We start from the raw sequence: 15,269 nt of genomic DNA, 5'->3' as shown, positions 1-15,269 counted from the left end.
AGGCGGTCAGGCAGCGAGCGGCAGATCCTCGTCGCCGGTCAGCGCCGGCAGATCGAGCACCATCACCATGCGCTCGTCGATCGCGGCAAGGCCCTGAAGGAAGGGCACGACGGGCGCCGAGCCGGCATTGGGCGGCGGCTGCAGCGTATCGGGATCGATGGTGACGATGTCGCTCACCGCGTCCACGATCAGGCCGCGCAGCTGGTCGCCCACGCGGGTGACGATGATGACATGGCGCGCGGTCGGCTCGCCAAGATCCCAGCCCAGCCGCTTGGCCATGTCGATCACGGGCAGCACGGTGCCGCGCAGATTGACGACGCCGGCGACATAGTCGGGCACGTGCGGCAGGCGGGTGGTGGGCGACCATGCGCGGATCTCGCGAATGGCCATGATATCGATGGCGAACACCTGTTCACCCACCTGGAAGGTGATCAACTGGCTGACCATTGCTCTCTCTCCTCTGGGTTGCACGATCAGAGCGCCACGCGGCGCACGGCGTTGGCGAGCTTTTCCGCGTCGAACGGCTTGACGATCCAGCCGGTCGCGCCGGCGGCGCGGGCGCGCGCCTTCTTCTCGTCCGAGCTTTCGGTGGTGAGCACCAGGATCGGCCGGTCGCGATGCCGCGCATGGTCGCGCAGCTTCTCGATCAGGCCGAAGCCATCGAGACGCGGCATGTTGATGTCGGTGACCACCACGTCGGTGTCGTTGATGGCGAGCCATTCCAGCGCGGCCATGCCGTCCTCCGCCTGGGCGACCTCAAAACCGCGGTCGCGCAGGGCGTGGAGCAACAGCGCGCGCATGCTGGCGCTGTCGTCGACGGTCAATACTCGAGTGACGTTGGACATGGTCTCCTCCGGTCAGAACAGTTCGACGTCGCCGCCGGTCGGCAGCGCGCGGATGGGTTTTTGCTCGGCGGGGCCACGACCCTCGACCAGGCGACAACGGGCCCGCCCAAGGGCGGGCATGAACTCCACACGGCGCGCCCGCGTCCCGCCGAGATCGGCATGGGTGAGCGTGATCCCCTCCTGGCGGAGGAAGGAGCGCGCGAAATCGGCGTTCATCGTGCCGATCGCCCGCATTCCGGCGTGAAGATTGGCGCCGCCATAAAGATGCGCGCGCATCCGGTGCTTGGCGGCCCCGCCCTGCAGCATGCCGTTGATCAGCAGCTCCATCAGGTAGACGCCATAATGTTCGTCCACCGTATGGCCGCTGGTGCTCATCGGCTCGGCGAGGAGGAAATGGTTCATGCCGCCGATCCCGGCCTCGGCATCGAACAGGCAGGCGGCCACGCAGCTGCCGAGCACGGTGGTGAGCACCGTCTCGCGGCCGCTGGCGACATGCGACTTGCCCTGCATCACGGTGATGCGATGCGGGCTGGCGAGCGCGGAGACGGTCATGCCACACCTCCGGCGAGCGCGCGCGAGGCGATGTCGGGCAGGCCCAGCACGAATTGCGCGGCGCCCATCTCGGCCGCCGCGCGCGGCATGCCGTAGACGGTCGAGGTGGCCTCGTCCTGGACGATGGTGACGCAGCCGGCGCGGCGCATCGCCAGCAGCCCGGCGGCGCCGTCCGATCCCATGCCGGTCAGCAGCACGCCCACCGCCCCCGCAGCCGCATTCTGCGCCACCGACAGGAACAGCATGTCGACGCTGGGGCGATGGCCCGAAACCGGATCGGCGACGCGCAGCTTGGCGGACATGGTGCCGATGCCCTGCACCTGGAGATGCCGCTCGTTGCCCGGCGCGATATAGACATGGCCGCGCCGCAGCGGCAGATCGGGCTCGGCCAGCCGCACGGTCGGCGCGCAATGCTGGTCCAGCCGCCGCGCGATGGCGCCGGCGAAGGCGCCGTTGACATGCTGCACCACCAGCGTCGGCGGGCAATCGGCCGGAAAGGCGCCGAGCATGGTGGTGAGCGCCTCCACCCCGCCGGTCGAGGCGCCGACCGCGACCAGCCGCACATCGTGCGAGCCGATGGCGCGCACGGTGGAGCCCAGCATCTGCCGCGAAGGCTCGCGGCCGCGCATCCGCACCTGCGCCGCCTGGCGCACCAGCCCCGCCAGCCGGCCGCCATCGTCGGTCAGCAGCTGGCCGGCGCGCTGCGGCTTGGCATAGCAATCCACCGCGCCGATCTCGAGCGCCCGCGCCGTGGCATCGGTGTTGGCGCGCGTCAGCCCGGACACGATGATCACCGGCGTCGGCCGCAGGCGCATGATCTTCTCGAGAAAATCCAGGCCGTTCATGCCCGGCATCTCGATGTCCAGCGTCACCACGTCGGGATCGAGCACGCGGATCATGCCGCGCGCCTCCTCGGCATTGGCGGCGGTGCCGATCACCTCGATATCGGCCTCCTGGCCGAGCAGGCTCGACAGCAGCGCCCGCATGGTCGGGCTGTCATCGACGACAAGAACACGGATCATGCCGTCCTCCGGTAAATGGTGGAACCGACCGGCGAAAGAAATCGCGCGGCGGCGCCCGTCACGCGCTCGCTATGGCCTATATAAAGATGACCATTGGGCACCAGCATCTGCCCGAGCCGCTCCACGAGCCGCTCCTTGGTGGGCTGGTCGAAATAGATCATCACGTTGCGGCAGAAGATCACGTCGAACTTCTTCTTCATGGGCCATTCGCCCAGCAGGTTGAGCCAGCGGAAGCGCACCAGCGCGGTGGCGTCGGGCACGATCGCGGCGCGCCCGTCCCGGCTTTCCGACCAGGCGCGGCGCAGCGGCTCGGGGACCGGCTTCAGCGCATCGGCGGCATAGCTCGCCTCGCGCGCCGCGGAGAGCGCGTGATCGGCGATGTCGGTGGCGAGCACCGCCACGTCGCGCTGCGCCAGCCGGCGGCCCTCGGTCCGGTCCGGCCCGAGCAGCGACAGCACCAGCGACCAGGTCTCCTCGCCCGTCGAGCATCCCGCCGACCAGAGCCGCACCGGCTTGCCCGTCTCGGCGGCATGGACCAGCTCGGGCCGCACCGTCTCGATGAAATGCTCGAAATGATGCGGCTCGCGGTAGAAGAAAGTGTGGTTGGTGGTGAGCGCCGAAACCGCCCGCCGCCGCTCCTGGTCGTCCGCGCGGATCCGCTGGATATAATTGGCGAAGGTGGCGCTGCCCGTGGCGCGCACCAGCGGCGCGAGCCGCGAATAGACCAGCGTCGCCTTGCGCGGCGGCAGCACGATGCCCGCTTCCTGATAGATCAGGTCGCGCACCGCCTCGAAATCCTCGCGGGCATAGACGCCGGCGCTCACCCCCGGAAAGGGGACGAAATCGGCCGGAGAGGCGGTGGCGCTCATGCGGCCCTCCGCAAGGGCTCGCCCAGCCGCATGGCGTTGATGACAAGCCCGTCCACATCCACGATCAGCGCCACCCGGCCATCGCCGAGAATGGTGGCGCCGGCGATGCCGGGCACGGTCTTATAGTGGGTTTCCAGGCTCTTGATGACGAACTGGCGCTGGTCGCAAATGGTGTCGACCAGCAGCGCCGCCTGGCCGGCGGCCTCGGTGTCGACCACGATCAGCACGCCCTCATGCGCCTTGGACACGGCGTCGCGCGCGCTCACCGCCGAATGCACCGGCACGATCGGCAGGAAATGGCCACGCACGTTGAGCATGTCCTGGCCCACGCCCATCGCCTGGATCTCGCCGTCGCCGGGCCGCAGGCTCTCGACCACGTGCGTCAGCGGCACGACCAGCGTCTGATCGCCGACGGTCACGATCATGCCGTCCGAGATGGCGAGCGTCAGCGGCAGCGCCAGCGTGAAGGTGCTGCCCTGGCCGGGATGCGTCTCGATCGAGATGCGGCCGCCCAGATCCTTCACATTCTGCCGCACCACGTCCATGCCGACGCCCCGGCCGGAGATGTTGGACACGGTGGCGGCGGTGGAGAAGCCGGCCGCGAAGATGAGATTGTCGATCTCCTCGTCGGAAAGCGTGGCGTCGGGCGCGATCAGGCCGCGCTCCACCGCCTTGGCATAGACGCGCGGGCGATCAATGCCCTTGCCGTCGTCGCCCACCTTGATGAGGATGCGGCCCGAGCGCTGCTCCGCCGAGAGCCGCAGCACGCCGACCGGATCCTTGCCGGCCGCGATCCGCGCCTCGGTGGATTCCAGCCCATGGTCCACGGCGTTGCGGATGAGATGGGTAAGCGGCTCGCCGAGCCGCTCGAGCACGGTCTTGTCGAGTTCGGTCGTCTCGCCGGCCATTTCCAGCCGAACGCGCTTGCCGGTCGAAGCCTCCAGCTCGCGCAGCAGGCGCGGCACGCGGCTGAAGACCGATTGGATCGGCTGCGCGCGGATCGCCATCGCGCTTTCCTGAATGTCGCGGGTCAGGCCGTCGAGCATGGCAAGCTCGTCGATGCTGCTGAGATTGTGCTGGGCGAGGCGCTGCGCCATCATCGCCTGCGCGATCACCAGCTCGCCCACCGTGTCGATCAGCCGATCGAGCTTGGCGAGATCGATGCGGATCGACTGCGCCCCCGCGCCGCCGGCCTTGGCGTCGGCGGCTTTGGCATCCACGGATTTGGCCTCGGCGGCCTTGGCATCGACCGCCTTGGATTCGGCGGGCTTGGCCTCGACCGGCTTGGCCTCGGCGGCGGGCGAAGCGCTCGGCCCGGACGCGGCCGGCGCGGGGGCCGGCGCGGGCGCGGCGCTCGCGGCGACGGGGGCCGGCGCAGGCGCAGGCGCGACGGGCGGCGGGGCGGCCGGCGCCGGGCTCGCCTCGGGCGCGGGCGCCGCCTCGGGCGCGGCGGATGCCGCATCGGCGGCGGTGATCAGCAATTCGCAATCATCGCCGACGAAATCGAAGATCTCCTCGATCGCGGCGCGATCCACCGAGGCCGGCACCACATAATGCCAGCTCAGAAAGGCGCGGTTGGCGTCGAACCGGTCGATGTCCGGGATCTCGCCGGGCTCGACGCGCAGGCAGGTGCCCCCCAGCCCCGCCAGTTCGCGCAGCAGCAGCAGCGGCTCGCCGCCATTGCCGAGCGCGCCGTCCAGCGGCCGCACGCGCACATGCCAGTCGGGCGCGGCCGGCGGCGCCGAGGCCTCGACCTCCGCGCCGAAATCGCCGAGCAGCGCATCCAGATCGAAATCGCTCACCGCGACCGGCTCGAAGGCGATCGCCTCCTCGGCCGCCGGAGCAGGCGCGGGCGTGGCGGCGGGCGCGGCCGCCGGGGGCGCCTCGCCCTTCTCGGCACGGGCGGACCAGGCCTCGAGCTCGGCGATGCAGGCCGCGTCGGCCGGCGCCTCGCCCTCGCCGCGCGCGGCGGCGACATGATCGCTCAGAATGTCGAAGGCGCGCAGCATCAGCGCCACCAGCGGCTCGTCGAGCTGGAGCACGCCATCGCGCACGAAGGAGAGCAGCGTCTCGAAGCTATGCGTGAAGGCCTGGAGCGCGGTGAAGCCGAAGGCGCCGGCGCCGCCCTTGATCGAGTGGACGGCGCGGAAGATGGAATTGACCGTCTCGCCATCGGCCTCGCCCGAACGACAGGCGAGCAGGCTGCTTTCGGTCGCGCCGAGCGCTTCCTCGCACTCGAGGAAAAAGATCTGAAGGATTTCCTCGTTGGTCACGCAACGGCCTCCTCGAACAGGCGATCCTCGAGTCCGGCCAGGCGGGCGGCGTCGCGCAGGCTCTCCGAGGGGCGGATCAGCAGCGCCACGCCCCATTCGCCCGCCGTCTTGCGGGCGGACAGCAGCATCTGCAGCGCGCACTGGCCGGCGCGGCGCACCTCGCGGCCGTCAAGCTCCAGGCCGCCCGCGGACAGCGCATGCGCGATTTCGGGCGCCAGCGACGCGGCGGTGCCGCGGTCGATCTGCGCCGGAAGAACGATCTGGTGCGTCATGCCGCCTCTCCCCGGGCTGCGCGACCGCACGCCCCAGTGGCGGGCGGCGTCGCTCCGTTGAACTCGCGGAGAAACTCGCCGATCAGGCTTACGATTGCGTTAAATGTCGCGCCGGCGCGGCCTGCCTCGCTTGCCCTTCCGTCCCGCATCGTCATGCCCCCAATCCTTTCTCCGCATCGGCTCCGCGCGATCGCCGCGCCCCGGACGATGGGAGGCGGGATCGGGCGAAAACGGCGCTTCGAGCCGGATTTGGAGATAGGCGGGCGCGCTCTGTGGCGGCTTAAGCGATTGCTACGTATTGCCCGCAGGTAACGCCGAGACGCCGCGCGACGCCCGTCGCGCGGGCGCGGCCGGGCGCTCAGACTTTAGTCGCTTCCCACGATTCCGGCCGCGAAGGCGAGCCGCACCGCCTCGGGCAGGCTGCGCGCGCGCAGCTTGGCCATGAGGTTGGCGCGGTGCACCTCCACGGTGCGCGGGCTGACATCCAGCGCATAGGCGATCTGCTTGTTGGCGCGGCCCTCCAGCAGCTGGTGCAGCACCTCGCGCTCGCGCTCCGAAAGTGCGTCGATCAGCGCCTTGGCCGAGCGGGTGCGCTCGGCGGCGGCGGCGTCGCGATCCAGCCGCGTGATGCCGCTGTCCAGCGCCGCGAACAGCGCGTCATGGTCATAGGGCTTTTCGACGAAATCGATCGCGCCCAGCTTCATCGCCTGCACCGCGATCTGGATGTCGCCCTGGCCGGTGATGATGACGCTGGCGAAGGGCACGTCATGCTTTTGCAGCAGCCGCAGCACGTCGAGCCCGGACGTGCCGGGCATATGGATGTCGAGCAGCACCACCCCGCCCTCCAGCTCGGGCAGCGAGGCGAGGAAATCGTCGCCCGAGCGGAAGCTGCGGAGCAGCAGGTCCGAGCGCGTGGAAAGCAGCGTGTACAGCGAGGTACGAACCGCGGCGTCGTCATCGACTATGTGAACGAAGTGGCTCATCAGGCAGCGGCTTCCTCTAGATAGGCGAGCGGTATGGTGAAGGAGAGGCAGGCGCCCCCTTCCGCGCGGTTGGCGAGCACCAGCGTGCCGCCATGCGCCTCGATCAGGCGGCGGCAGATGGCGAGGCCGATCCCCATGCCTTCCCCCTTCTTGGTCGATACGAAGGGGCTGAACGGCGCTGCGAGGATATCGGGCGCGATGCCGGGCCCGGTATCGGCGATGGTGAAGCGGATCATGCGCTGCTCGGCGAGCGCGGTGGAGATGAAGAGGGTGCCGCGGCCATCGGCGCACTCGGCGATCGCCTCGGCGGCGTTGCGGATCAGATTGACCAGCACCTGCTGGATCTGCACGCGGTCGGCGAGCATCGAATCCGCCTCCGGGGCGAGCGCGAGCGCGATCGTCAGCCGCGCGCGGTCGCGCCCCGCCAGCGCCAGCGTCAGCGCATCCTCGATCACGCCGCGCACCGGGTGAACGCTCATCTCGGCCTCGCCCTTGGCCAGAAAATCCCGCAATTTGCGCGTGATGGCGCCGGCCCTCAGCACCTGCTCGCGCGCCTGGCGCACCGCCTGCACCGCGCTGCCCGCCTGGGGATCGAGCATCAGCTCGGCCGAGCTGAGGAAATTGGCGCAGGCGGCGAGCGGCTGGTTAAGCTCGTGCGCCAGCCCGGCGGCCATCTCGCCCATGGTGGTGAGGCGGCTGGCATGCGCATATTCGTTGCGCAGCGTCTCCAGCCGCGCCAGCGCCGCCTCGCGCTCGGACACGTCGCGGATGAAGATGGTGAAGAGGCGCTCGCCCGCCGCCATCGCCTCGCCCACGCTCAGCTCCACGGGCACTTCGCTGCCGGCGCGACGACGCACCACCCGCGCCAGCGAGCGGCTCGGCACCAGCAGGTCGGCGCGGACGAGCGGCCGCCCGAACAGCGATTCGCCCGGCCCCGGCTCCGCGAGCAGCAGCGCCACGTCGCGGCCCAGCACCACCTTCTTCGAGAGGCCGAACAGGATCTCGGCGGCGGGATTGAAGCGCCGGATCACGCCCTGCGCGTCGATCACGATCATCGCGCTCGGCACCGTCTGGATCAGCGAGCGCAGCTGCGCCTGCTGGCGCTCGCGATCGGTGATGTCCACCGCCAGCCCGATCATCCGCGCGGGCCGGCCCTGCGCATCGCACAGCACGCGGGCGCTGTTCTCGATCAGGCGCAGGCTGCCGTCGGGGCGGCGGAAGCGATACTGATAGACGAAGCGGTCGCCCAGCGCGCCGCGCGCGATGAAGCCCTCCAGCCGCGCCAGCAGCGCCTCCGCCTCGGCCGGATCGAGATGGGCGCGCCACGCGGCATAGCTGGAAAGCGCGCCGGGCGGCAGGCCGAGCTTGCGCTCGGCGCCGGCCGACCAGACCAGATCCCCGGTCCACATGTGCCACTCGAACACGCCTATGCCATAGGCCTCGGTCGCCACCCCGAGCCGCGCCTCGCTCTCCACCAGCGTGCGCCGCTCCTGCTCCAGCACCACCAGCGCCCAGGCGAACAGCCCCACCACCAGCGCGAGATTGATGACCGAGCCGAGCAGCTCGATCTCCATCGGCCGGATGCGCCCGGTCTGCGCCAGCTGCACCTCGATGGGGAAGAGGATCGCGGGCAGCACCACCAGCGCGGGCAGCGCCAGCTCGGCGCGCGTCCAGGGCGAGCCCCGGCCCCACAGGCTCTGGAGCGGCTGCGCGAGATCGCGCGGGCCGGGCTGGCTCAGCACCAGCGCCAGGCCGAGGCTCGCCGTCGCCAGCGAGGACGGGATCGAACTCGCCAGCCGCACCACCGGCTCGCCCACCTTGGGCAGGGCGAGCAGCAGGCTCAGCGACGTGACGGTCAGCCCCAGGGCGAGGCAGGCCAGCGCCAGCACGCCCGCGCGCGCCCAGCGCGGCTGCGAAAGCAGCAGCAGCACGCCCGTGGCCAGCAGCAGCAGCGACAAGGTGGTGAGAATGCCCGGCCGCCCGGGAATGATCGAGTCGGTCGGGATCAACATGGGGTTGAGCAGCAGCCGGTCGATCCCGAGATCGCGGCTCGTGGCATATTGGAGGAAGGTTCCGCCGCCCACGCACAGCGCCAGCGCCAGCGGCGGCACGCCCCAGGCGCGATGGCCCGCCGTCCAGAACAGCAGGGCGAGCGCCAGCCCGCTCTGCGCCAGCGCGGTGTTGGGCCAGTGGGGATAGGCTTCGGCGCCGAAATGGACCAGGGCGGGCAGGCCGGCCACCCAGCCCAGCAGCGACAGGACGCCGATGCCGATGGCGACGACGCAGGCAAAACGGATGGTGGCCAGCGCCCGCGGGCTCGGCCGGGCCGCCCCGCTTGCTCCGTCCCTCGAGTCCCCGGGCACCGCACGCAGACGCCACCCCGCAGGACAGAAGCGCGCCGCCTCTGTCACACCCGACCCTCCGCCTACGGCCCCCGACATGGCCGGCCGTGCTCTCATCCCAGGCCGCACATAGCAAAACGAATCCAACAGGGCCCAATTGAATTCCAGACGGGGAATCAAGGCCTGCCTCAATACGGCACGGAAAGGTATCAGTAGATTCACAGGATTTCCGGCGGATGAAATCGAGTTTAGCAAAGGCTATGGGCAACAACGGCTTACACAAGACGCTTGACGAGTTGGTGGTTCAACTCGCCGGCCTTGGGCCGGACGCCGCCAATTGTGCGGTTCAGCGCGCGGTCTACGCCTATTCTGTCGGGGAATTCCCTCGCTTTCAATTACTTGTGGCGGCTGCAATCCTATTGGCGCGCCCTCGGGCATAACCACCACGCCGCCGCGCGTCCGGGCCCGCGGCCTGGCTAGCGGCCGATGCCTGGAGCCCGACGCGCGCCACCCCCAGCGGGATCGGCGCATCCCCGGGCCGCACCGTGCGCAGGGTGCTCGGGCCCAAGTCTAGCGATCAGGCCGGCCGGAACGCACCCTGTGGTTTATACGATGGTCGCAGAGGGCGCCACCCAAGCGTCGTTGCAATTGTCCGTAAAGACCAGGGGTGGACATCTAAGCTCGTGAAGACACGAGCGAACATAGTCATTCTTGAGGATGAGTCCGCACTGCGCGAGGAGCTTGTCGAGCTTGTCACTCTGCTTGGGTGCGACTCGATCGCCGCCGCCACCGGCGCCGAGGCCCTCGCCGCGCTGCACGCCCATCCTGTGAGTCTTCTACTCTGCGACTTGCATTTGCAACGCGAGAGCGGGTTCGAATTGCTGCGCGCCATCCACCGCGATTCGCGCTTCGCCGGGCGGCGACCGCGCATCGTCGCCATGACGGGCCATACCGATCTGCTGGACAGCCGCCGTCAGGATCTGGACGGGCTCGCCGATCGGCTGCTGCTCAAGCCGATCAGCATCGCCACGCTGCGCGGGCTGCTGGCCACGGAGCCGACCGATGGCTGAGTCGCGCCTGCCGCCGCCGGTCCCGTCCCGCCGCGCCCGCGCGGCGCGCGGCGCGCTGCTGGCGCTGGCCGCCGCCGCCAGCCTCTGGGCCGCCGCGCACCGGATCGTGCTCGCCCCCGGCATGGAGCTGTATCTCGGCCCCATCTTCTATCTCGCCGCCTATCGGCTGGGCGGCGTGCGGATCGGCCTAGTCGCGGCGGTCTTGTTCATGGCGCCCAGCCTCTGGTGGTGGGGCCATGGCTTCCCGATCCTGTTCGCGCTCGGCCATGTCCTGTTCGTCTGGGCGCTGCGCCGGCGCGGCCTGCCGCTCGTCCACCGCACCATCCTCTATCACCTGACAATCGGCTGGGCGGCGAGCGCGCTGTTCATGACCTGGCACTATCACGCCACCACCGCGGTCATCTGCCTCACCATCCTGCGCAAGGCGCTGATCGACATGAGCGGCGCGCTCCTCGTCGATAGTCTCTTCCTCGCCTTCACCTTCGATCGCGCGCGGCTCGCCTTCGCGCGGCGCAGCGTGTCGCTGCTGCGGCTGATCGAGCTGTCGATGCTGTGGCTGCTGACGCTCGCGGCGGTCCTCGTCTTCACCGAGGATGCGCGCCAGTTCATCGATGGCTTCGTCAGCCAGCGCACCGAGCTGGAGGCGCGCGCCAAGGCCTTCGCCCGCGATCACCCGCCCGCCACGCCGGACGTGCCGATCCTCGCCGCGATCGCCACCAGCAAGGCGCGGCAGCCGATCCTGGTGGTGCGCAGCGCGCAGTGGCCGGCGGCGCTGATCCGCGATCGCCTCGGCTGCACGCACCTGGACGACGAGCCCGGCACCGGCCCAAGGCGCCGCAACACCTTCGTCTATTGGTTCCTGGCCTGTCATGTGGAGCGGACGGCGGGGCGCGCGGGCCCGGTCTGGGTCGCCACCCCGCTCCGCGCGCTGGCGGATCTCGCCTATGCCGATCTGCTGCTGCGGTTGACGGCGGTGGCGCTGCTGCTGATCGCGGCGATGCTGCTCCATCTCGGCGTGCGGATCGCGCTCACCCGCTCGCTGCGGCTGTGGCGCGAAACGGTGGAGGGGCTGGGGCGCCCGGACCTGACCCGGCCGGCGGGCTGGACCTTCCAGGAATTCGACGCGCCGATCGGCCAGTTCGTGCGCGCCAACAACGCCTATGTCGAGATGGCGCGCGAGCGCGCGCGGCTGGCGGCGGCGGCCGCCGAGCTGAACGCCGCGGTCAATCTCACGCTGCTCAGCGACATCCGCTATGATCCGGCGACGCGGCGGCTGGCCTTTGTCGAGATCGATCACCAGGCCGGCGCGCGCGCGCGCGTGCTGACGGTCCACGCCCATGATGCGGCGGCGCTGGCCGGCGCCACGCTCGGCGACGAGGCGATGGCCGAGCTGCGCATCGAAGGCCAGGGCGGCTGGCATCTGCTGATCGTGCGCGAGCCCTGCGGCCGCGATGGCTGGCGCTGGGGCTGCCTCATGCGGCTGCGCACGCCGCGCGTCGCCGAGACGGTCATGCTGCACCAGGCGCGGCTGATCGAGCTGAGCGCCATGGCCTCGGCGCTCAGCCACGAGCTGCGCCAGCCGCTCTTCACCATCGCGCTCGCCGCCGAGAATGGCGTCGCCCAGCTCGATGCGATCGACGATCCCGCCACGGCGCGCGTCGCCGCCAAGTTCGCGCGCATCGTCGAGCAGGTCGAGCGCGCGCGCATGATCATCGAGCGCATGTCGCGCTATGCCCGGGTCGAGGAAAGCAGCGAGGCGGTGATCGATCTGGCCGAGATCATCACCCGTGCCGCGCAGTTCATGCGGCCGCTGCTCGTCGCGCGCGATGTGCGGCTGGTGGTCGAGGCGGTGCCGGGCACGGCGCTGTTCTTCCTGCCCCAGGTCGGCATCGAACAGATCCTCGTCAACGCCATCCAGAACGCGATCGACGCCATCGCCACCCAGCGCGAGCGCGATCCCGCCACCGAAGGCGTCATCACGCTCGCGCTCGCGGCGGACGGTGAGGATGCGCTGCTGCGCATCGTCGACGACGGCACCGGGATCGAGCCCGCCATCGCCCCCGATCTCTTCGATGCCTTCCACACCACCAAGCCGGCGGGTCAGGGCACCGGGCTCGGCCTGTTCATCTGCCGCCAGATCATGCGCGAGCTTGGCGGCGCGATCAGCCTGGAAACACGGGATTTCCCCGCGCGTGGATGCTGCCTGACGCTGCGCTTCCCCGGCGCCCGGCGGGCTTCTGCTTTTGGTGCGTATCGTAAGGAAGTGGCCGCATGACCGACTATGTGTATATTGTCGATGACGATTCCACGATCCGCGAGGAGCTGAGCGAGGCGCTCAGCGATGCCGATCGCGTCGTTCGCAGCTTTGCCGACGGCCAGTCTCTGCTCGCCGAGCTTGGCGGGCTCGAGCCGGGCTGCATCCTGCTCGATCTCGCCATGCCCGGGCTCGATGGCCTGGCGGTGCAGCGCGCGCTCGTCGCTTGCGGCGCCCCGCACGAGGTGATCATGCTCACCGGCGCCGGCAATGTCGGCGCCGCCGTCGCGGCGATGCGCGCGGGCGCCAGCGATTTTCTGGAGAAGCCCTTTTCCGGGCGCGCGCTGATGGCCGCGATCGAGGCCTCGCTGGCGCGGATCGCCGCCAACGGCAAGGCGCGCGCCGCCTCCGACCGGGCCGCCGCGCTCATCTCCCGCCTCTCCCCGCGCGAGCATGACGTGCTGGTCGGGCTGGTCGAGGGGGCGCCGAACAAGATCGTCGCCTATAATCTCGGCCTCAGCATCCGCACGGTCGAGGTGTATCGCGCCCACGCCATGGCCAAGCTCGGCGTCAAGAGCCTGACCGACGCCACCCGCATCGCGCTCGCCGCCGGTCTGATCGAGCCGAACCTCCCCGCATTCTCGTAAAATACCCAAGTGGCGACGGGTTAGGCGGGAGGCTAGGCCGGCATTACGTTCGCCGCCGGCCGCGGCAGGCGAGCGCGTCTCCGCTCCGGCGGACATGGCCTGATGGCGCGCCGCCGCTGCGCCCGGCCGCCGGCGCATCGTTCGCCCGGGGGGACGAGCGATGCGCCGGTCGCGATCGGCCCGACGTCCCTTTCGGCGGCCTACACCACGGCCGCGATCAGCCCCAGCGCCTGGGCCTCGGCGGCTTCGATATACCAGTTGCTCGCCGCCCGCTCGATCGCCTCCTCGAGCGAGACGGACGAGCCGGCGACGAGATTGGCGAACCCCTCTTCCTGGATCGCGATCGAGGCCTCGATCTCGTGCAGCACCGCGCGCACGCTGGCGCCGCAGGTGGTGAGCGGACCGGAGATGGAGAGGGTGCGCGTCAGCTGGCGCTCATGCACCATCAGCCGCGTGCCCCGCGTCAGATAGCGGTTCTCCCGCGCGAAGAAGCTCATGAAGGTGGTGCCGGCGGAATAGATCGCGGCCTTGCCGAGGAACACCAGCCGGCGCGCGGGCGCGAGCGCGGAATGGAAGCGGATATCCTCGCCCATCATCCGCGCCACTTCCGGATCGCCACCCAGCGTCGTCAGCTCCACCACCACCAGCCCTTCGGCGGGGGCCTGATCGAGCTGGCTGCGGAAGCGCTCGTACAGCGCATAATCCACCGCGCCCGCAAGCAGGATGGCAGGGCGCTGAAAGGACTCGGGCGGAAGCGGGGCAGGGCTGGCCATGGCGGGTCTCCGGCGGATCTGGAACGGAGGCGTAACGCGCGATTGTGGCGGCTTGTGCCGGTTCCCGCCGCATCACCGCCCGATTTGGTTCATGCGACCGACAGAAACCGTGACCCTCCGGCCACAGGGGGCGATTGGCGGGGCAAGGTTACCGTTCGTTCAGGGAACGATCCGACCGGCCCCGGCATAGAGCACCCCACTGGCGCGTGGTTGCGCGCCGGATGTACCAGTAGCTTTGCGAGGTTGTTTATGAAGACTTTCCTGCTCGCCGGTGGCGCCCTCCTCCTGGCCGCCGCCGCCCCCGCCTTCGCGCAGGACAGCACCGCGCCGGCCGATCCCGCCGCGGCCACGGCGCCGATGGCCGATCCCGCCGCCGCCCCGGCGCCCGCGCCCGCCGATGCCGGCACCGCGCCCAGCACCACCAGCGGCTATCAGGCGCCCGCCGCCAGCTCGTCCTTCACCGGGCCGCGCGCCGAGATCTTCTTCGGCTATGATCGCGTCGGCACCCGCCTGCGCACCGCCACCGTCGATGGCACCGATACGCAGCGCAACCACCGCAACGGCTTCACCGGCGGCGGCCTGCTCGGCTATGATCTGCCGATCGGCGATCGCCTCGTCGCCGGCATCTTCGGTAGCTATTCCCTGTCCACCGCGCGCAGCTGCGCCGAGGGCGGCGGCTGCCTCAAGGCCGGTCGCGAGATCGAGGGCGGCGCCCGCATCGGCGCCAAGCTGATGGACGACAAGGCGCTGGTCTATGTGAAGGGCGCCTATGTGAACGGCCGCATCATCGACAGCGCGCTCGACGCGGCGTCGAACCGCGATGGCTGGCGGGCCGGCGCGGGCGTGGAATATGCCCTCAACGCCCACACCTACATCAAGGCGGAGTATGACTATACCCGCTTCAACCGCTTCAACCTCGCCCCCGATGCCTCGCTGCGCTTCGATCGCAACCAGGTGCTCGGCGGCTTCGGCGTCCGCTTCTGAGCGACCGACCTGCGCCCGGGCTTCGGCCCGGGCGCAACCCCGTCTGCGCCCGCTCGTTGGCCGATGGTCACTTTGGGAGAGACGTTATGGTGAAGATGATGGCGCCGCTGCTCGCGGCCGTGCTGCTGCTGCCCGCGTGCAGCGCCAAGACCGAAAATGCCGCCGACGCCACCGCCAGCTCCGCCGCCAACGATACCAAGGCCAATACCGATGCCGCGCTCGGCGCCGCCGACAATGCGGCCGATAGCGCCAAGCCCGCGCTCGAGGATGCCGGCAACGCGCTCTCCAACGCCGCCGACGCGACCGGCCGCGCCGCCGACCGCGCGGGGGATTCGATCAAGAACGCCACGCGCTGATCCCCGTCGCCGCCGCCCCGGCGGGCG

Annotated in this window: 15 protein-coding genes; 5 read left to right on the top strand and 10 right to left on the bottom strand. The window is 70.3% G+C overall.

The window, feature by feature from the left end; all coding sequences use genetic code 11:
• Positions 1 to 6: 6 nt before the first annotated feature.
• The 9 genes from LHA26_RS10270 to LHA26_RS10230 form a co-directional block, all read right to left on the bottom strand.
• Positions 7 to 447 (bottom strand): chemotaxis protein CheW, encoded by a 441-nt coding sequence (locus LHA26_RS10270; RefSeq protein WP_252165529.1) that lies wholly within the window; start codon positions 445 to 447, stop codon positions 7 to 9.
• A gap of 26 nt (positions 448 to 473) precedes the next feature.
• A complete protein-coding gene (locus tag LHA26_RS10265) occupies positions 474 to 845 on the bottom strand; it encodes a response regulator (protein WP_252165528.1) in 372 nt (123 codons plus the stop codon).
• Positions 846 to 857: 12 nt separating this feature from the next.
• Entirely contained in the window at positions 858 to 1,397 is a 540-nt protein-coding gene (locus tag LHA26_RS10260) for a chemotaxis protein CheD (RefSeq protein WP_252165527.1), read from the bottom strand.
• Positions 1,394 to 2,419 (bottom strand): protein-glutamate methylesterase/protein-glutamine glutaminase, encoded by a 1,026-nt coding sequence (locus LHA26_RS10255; protein WP_252165526.1) that lies wholly within the window; start codon positions 2,417 to 2,419, stop codon positions 1,394 to 1,396. The genes LHA26_RS10260 and LHA26_RS10255 overlap by 4 nt, the downstream gene beginning before the upstream one ends.
• Entirely contained in the window at positions 2,416 to 3,288 is an 873-nt protein-coding gene (locus tag LHA26_RS10250) for a CheR family methyltransferase (RefSeq protein ID WP_252165525.1), read from the bottom strand. The genes LHA26_RS10255 and LHA26_RS10250 overlap by 4 nt, the downstream gene beginning before the upstream one ends.
• Entirely contained in the window at positions 3,285 to 5,561 is a 2,277-nt protein-coding gene (locus LHA26_RS10245; protein ID WP_252165524.1) for a chemotaxis protein CheA, read from the bottom strand. The genes LHA26_RS10250 and LHA26_RS10245 overlap by 4 nt, the downstream gene beginning before the upstream one ends.
• The gene (locus tag LHA26_RS10240) at positions 5,558 to 5,833 is read right to left on the bottom strand and encodes an STAS domain-containing protein (protein ID WP_252165523.1); all 276 of its coding nucleotides are present in this window, start codon (positions 5,831 to 5,833) and stop codon (positions 5,558 to 5,560) included. The genes LHA26_RS10245 and LHA26_RS10240 overlap by 4 nt, the downstream gene beginning before the upstream one ends.
• A 365-nt stretch (positions 5,834 to 6,198) precedes the next feature.
• Positions 6,199 to 6,816: a response regulator transcription factor gene (locus LHA26_RS10235; RefSeq protein ID WP_252165522.1), complete on the bottom strand. Its 618-nt coding sequence runs from the start codon at positions 6,814 to 6,816 to the stop codon at positions 6,199 to 6,201.
• On the bottom strand, positions 6,816 to 9,179 hold the full coding sequence (locus LHA26_RS10230) for a PAS domain-containing sensor histidine kinase (RefSeq protein WP_252165521.1): 2,364 nt from the start codon (positions 9,177 to 9,179) through the stop codon (positions 6,816 to 6,818). The genes LHA26_RS10235 and LHA26_RS10230 overlap by 1 nt, the downstream gene beginning before the upstream one ends.
• A gap of 662 nt (positions 9,180 to 9,841) precedes the next feature.
• On the opposite strand from LHA26_RS10230, the gene LHA26_RS10225 reads away from it, so the two are divergent.
• Genes LHA26_RS10225 through LHA26_RS10215 form a run of 3 tightly spaced genes read left to right on the top strand, consistent with a single transcriptional unit; the run spans position 9,842 to position 13,129 of the window.
• Positions 9,842 to 10,228 carry a response regulator gene (locus tag LHA26_RS10225; protein WP_252165520.1) on the top strand — a complete coding sequence of 129 codons (387 nt, stop codon included), beginning with the start codon at positions 9,842 to 9,844 and terminating at the stop codon, positions 10,226 to 10,228.
• Positions 10,221 to 12,503, top strand: coding sequence for an ATP-binding protein (locus LHA26_RS10220; protein ID WP_252165519.1), 2,283 nt, complete (start codon positions 10,221 to 10,223; stop codon positions 12,501 to 12,503). The genes LHA26_RS10225 and LHA26_RS10220 overlap by 8 nt, the downstream gene beginning before the upstream one ends.
• Positions 12,500 to 13,129, top strand: coding sequence for a response regulator transcription factor (locus tag LHA26_RS10215; protein ID WP_252165518.1), 630 nt, complete (start codon positions 12,500 to 12,502; stop codon positions 13,127 to 13,129). The genes LHA26_RS10220 and LHA26_RS10215 overlap by 4 nt, the downstream gene beginning before the upstream one ends.
• Positions 13,130 to 13,329: 200 nt before the next feature.
• Here LHA26_RS10215 and LHA26_RS10210 read toward each other — a convergent pair whose 3' ends face one another.
• Positions 13,330 to 13,902 carry a peptidase S14 gene (locus LHA26_RS10210; RefSeq protein ID WP_252165517.1) on the bottom strand — a complete coding sequence of 191 codons (573 nt, stop codon included), beginning with the start codon at positions 13,900 to 13,902 and terminating at the stop codon, positions 13,330 to 13,332.
• 249 nt (positions 13,903 to 14,151) lie between these two features.
• On the opposite strand from LHA26_RS10210, the gene LHA26_RS10205 reads away from it, so the two are divergent.
• Together LHA26_RS10205 and LHA26_RS10200 are read left to right on the top strand one after the other, a co-directional pair.
• Positions 14,152 to 14,886: an outer membrane protein gene (locus LHA26_RS10205; RefSeq protein WP_252165516.1), complete on the top strand. Its 735-nt coding sequence runs from the start codon at positions 14,152 to 14,154 to the stop codon at positions 14,884 to 14,886.
• Positions 14,887 to 14,972: 86 nt separating this feature from the next.
• On the top strand, positions 14,973 to 15,242 hold the full coding sequence (locus LHA26_RS10200; RefSeq protein WP_252165515.1) for a hypothetical protein: 270 nt from the start codon (positions 14,973 to 14,975) through the stop codon (positions 15,240 to 15,242).
• The last annotated feature ends 27 nt before the right edge of the window (positions 15,243 to 15,269 follow it).

It is taken from the genome of Sphingomonas morindae (genome assembly GCF_023822065.1).
Classification (GTDB): Bacteria; Pseudomonadota; Alphaproteobacteria; order Sphingomonadales; family Sphingomonadaceae; genus Solisphingomonas; species Solisphingomonas morindae.
This window is presented reverse-complemented; position numbering and strand designations above follow the sequence as displayed.

Bases quoted from the DNA above. Each gene is read 5' to 3' on its own strand.
- LHA26_RS10270 (WP_252165529.1), bottom strand. From the start codon at position 447: ATGGTCAGCCAGTTGATCACCTTCCAGGTGGGTGAACAGGTGTTCGCC.
- LHA26_RS10265 (WP_252165528.1), bottom strand. From the start codon at position 845: ATGTCCAACGTCACTCGAGTATTGACCGTCGACGACAGCGCCAGCATG.
- LHA26_RS10260 (WP_252165527.1), bottom strand. From the start codon at position 1,397: ATGACCGTCTCCGCGCTCGCCAGCCCGCATCGCATCACCGTGATGCAG.
- LHA26_RS10255 (WP_252165526.1), bottom strand. From the start codon at position 2,419: ATGATCCGTGTTCTTGTCGTCGATGACAGCCCGACCATGCGGGCGCTG.
- LHA26_RS10250 (WP_252165525.1), bottom strand. From the start codon at position 3,288: ATGAGCGCCACCGCCTCTCCGGCCGATTTCGTCCCCTTTCCGGGGGTG.
- LHA26_RS10240 (WP_252165523.1), bottom strand. From the start codon at position 5,833: ATGACGCACCAGATCGTTCTTCCGGCGCAGATCGACCGCGGCACCGCC.
- LHA26_RS10235 (WP_252165522.1), bottom strand. From the start codon at position 6,816: ATGAGCCACTTCGTTCACATAGTCGATGACGACGCCGCGGTTCGTACC.
- LHA26_RS10220 (WP_252165519.1), top strand. From the start codon at position 10,221: ATGGCTGAGTCGCGCCTGCCGCCGCCGGTCCCGTCCCGCCGCGCCCGC.
- LHA26_RS10215 (WP_252165518.1), top strand. From the start codon at position 12,500: ATGACCGACTATGTGTATATTGTCGATGACGATTCCACGATCCGCGAG.
- LHA26_RS10210 (WP_252165517.1), bottom strand. From the start codon at position 13,902: ATGGCCAGCCCTGCCCCGCTTCCGCCCGAGTCCTTTCAGCGCCCTGCC.
- LHA26_RS10205 (WP_252165516.1), top strand. From the start codon at position 14,152: ATGAAGACTTTCCTGCTCGCCGGTGGCGCCCTCCTCCTGGCCGCCGCC.
- LHA26_RS10200 (WP_252165515.1), top strand. From the start codon at position 14,973: ATGGTGAAGATGATGGCGCCGCTGCTCGCGGCCGTGCTGCTGCTGCCC.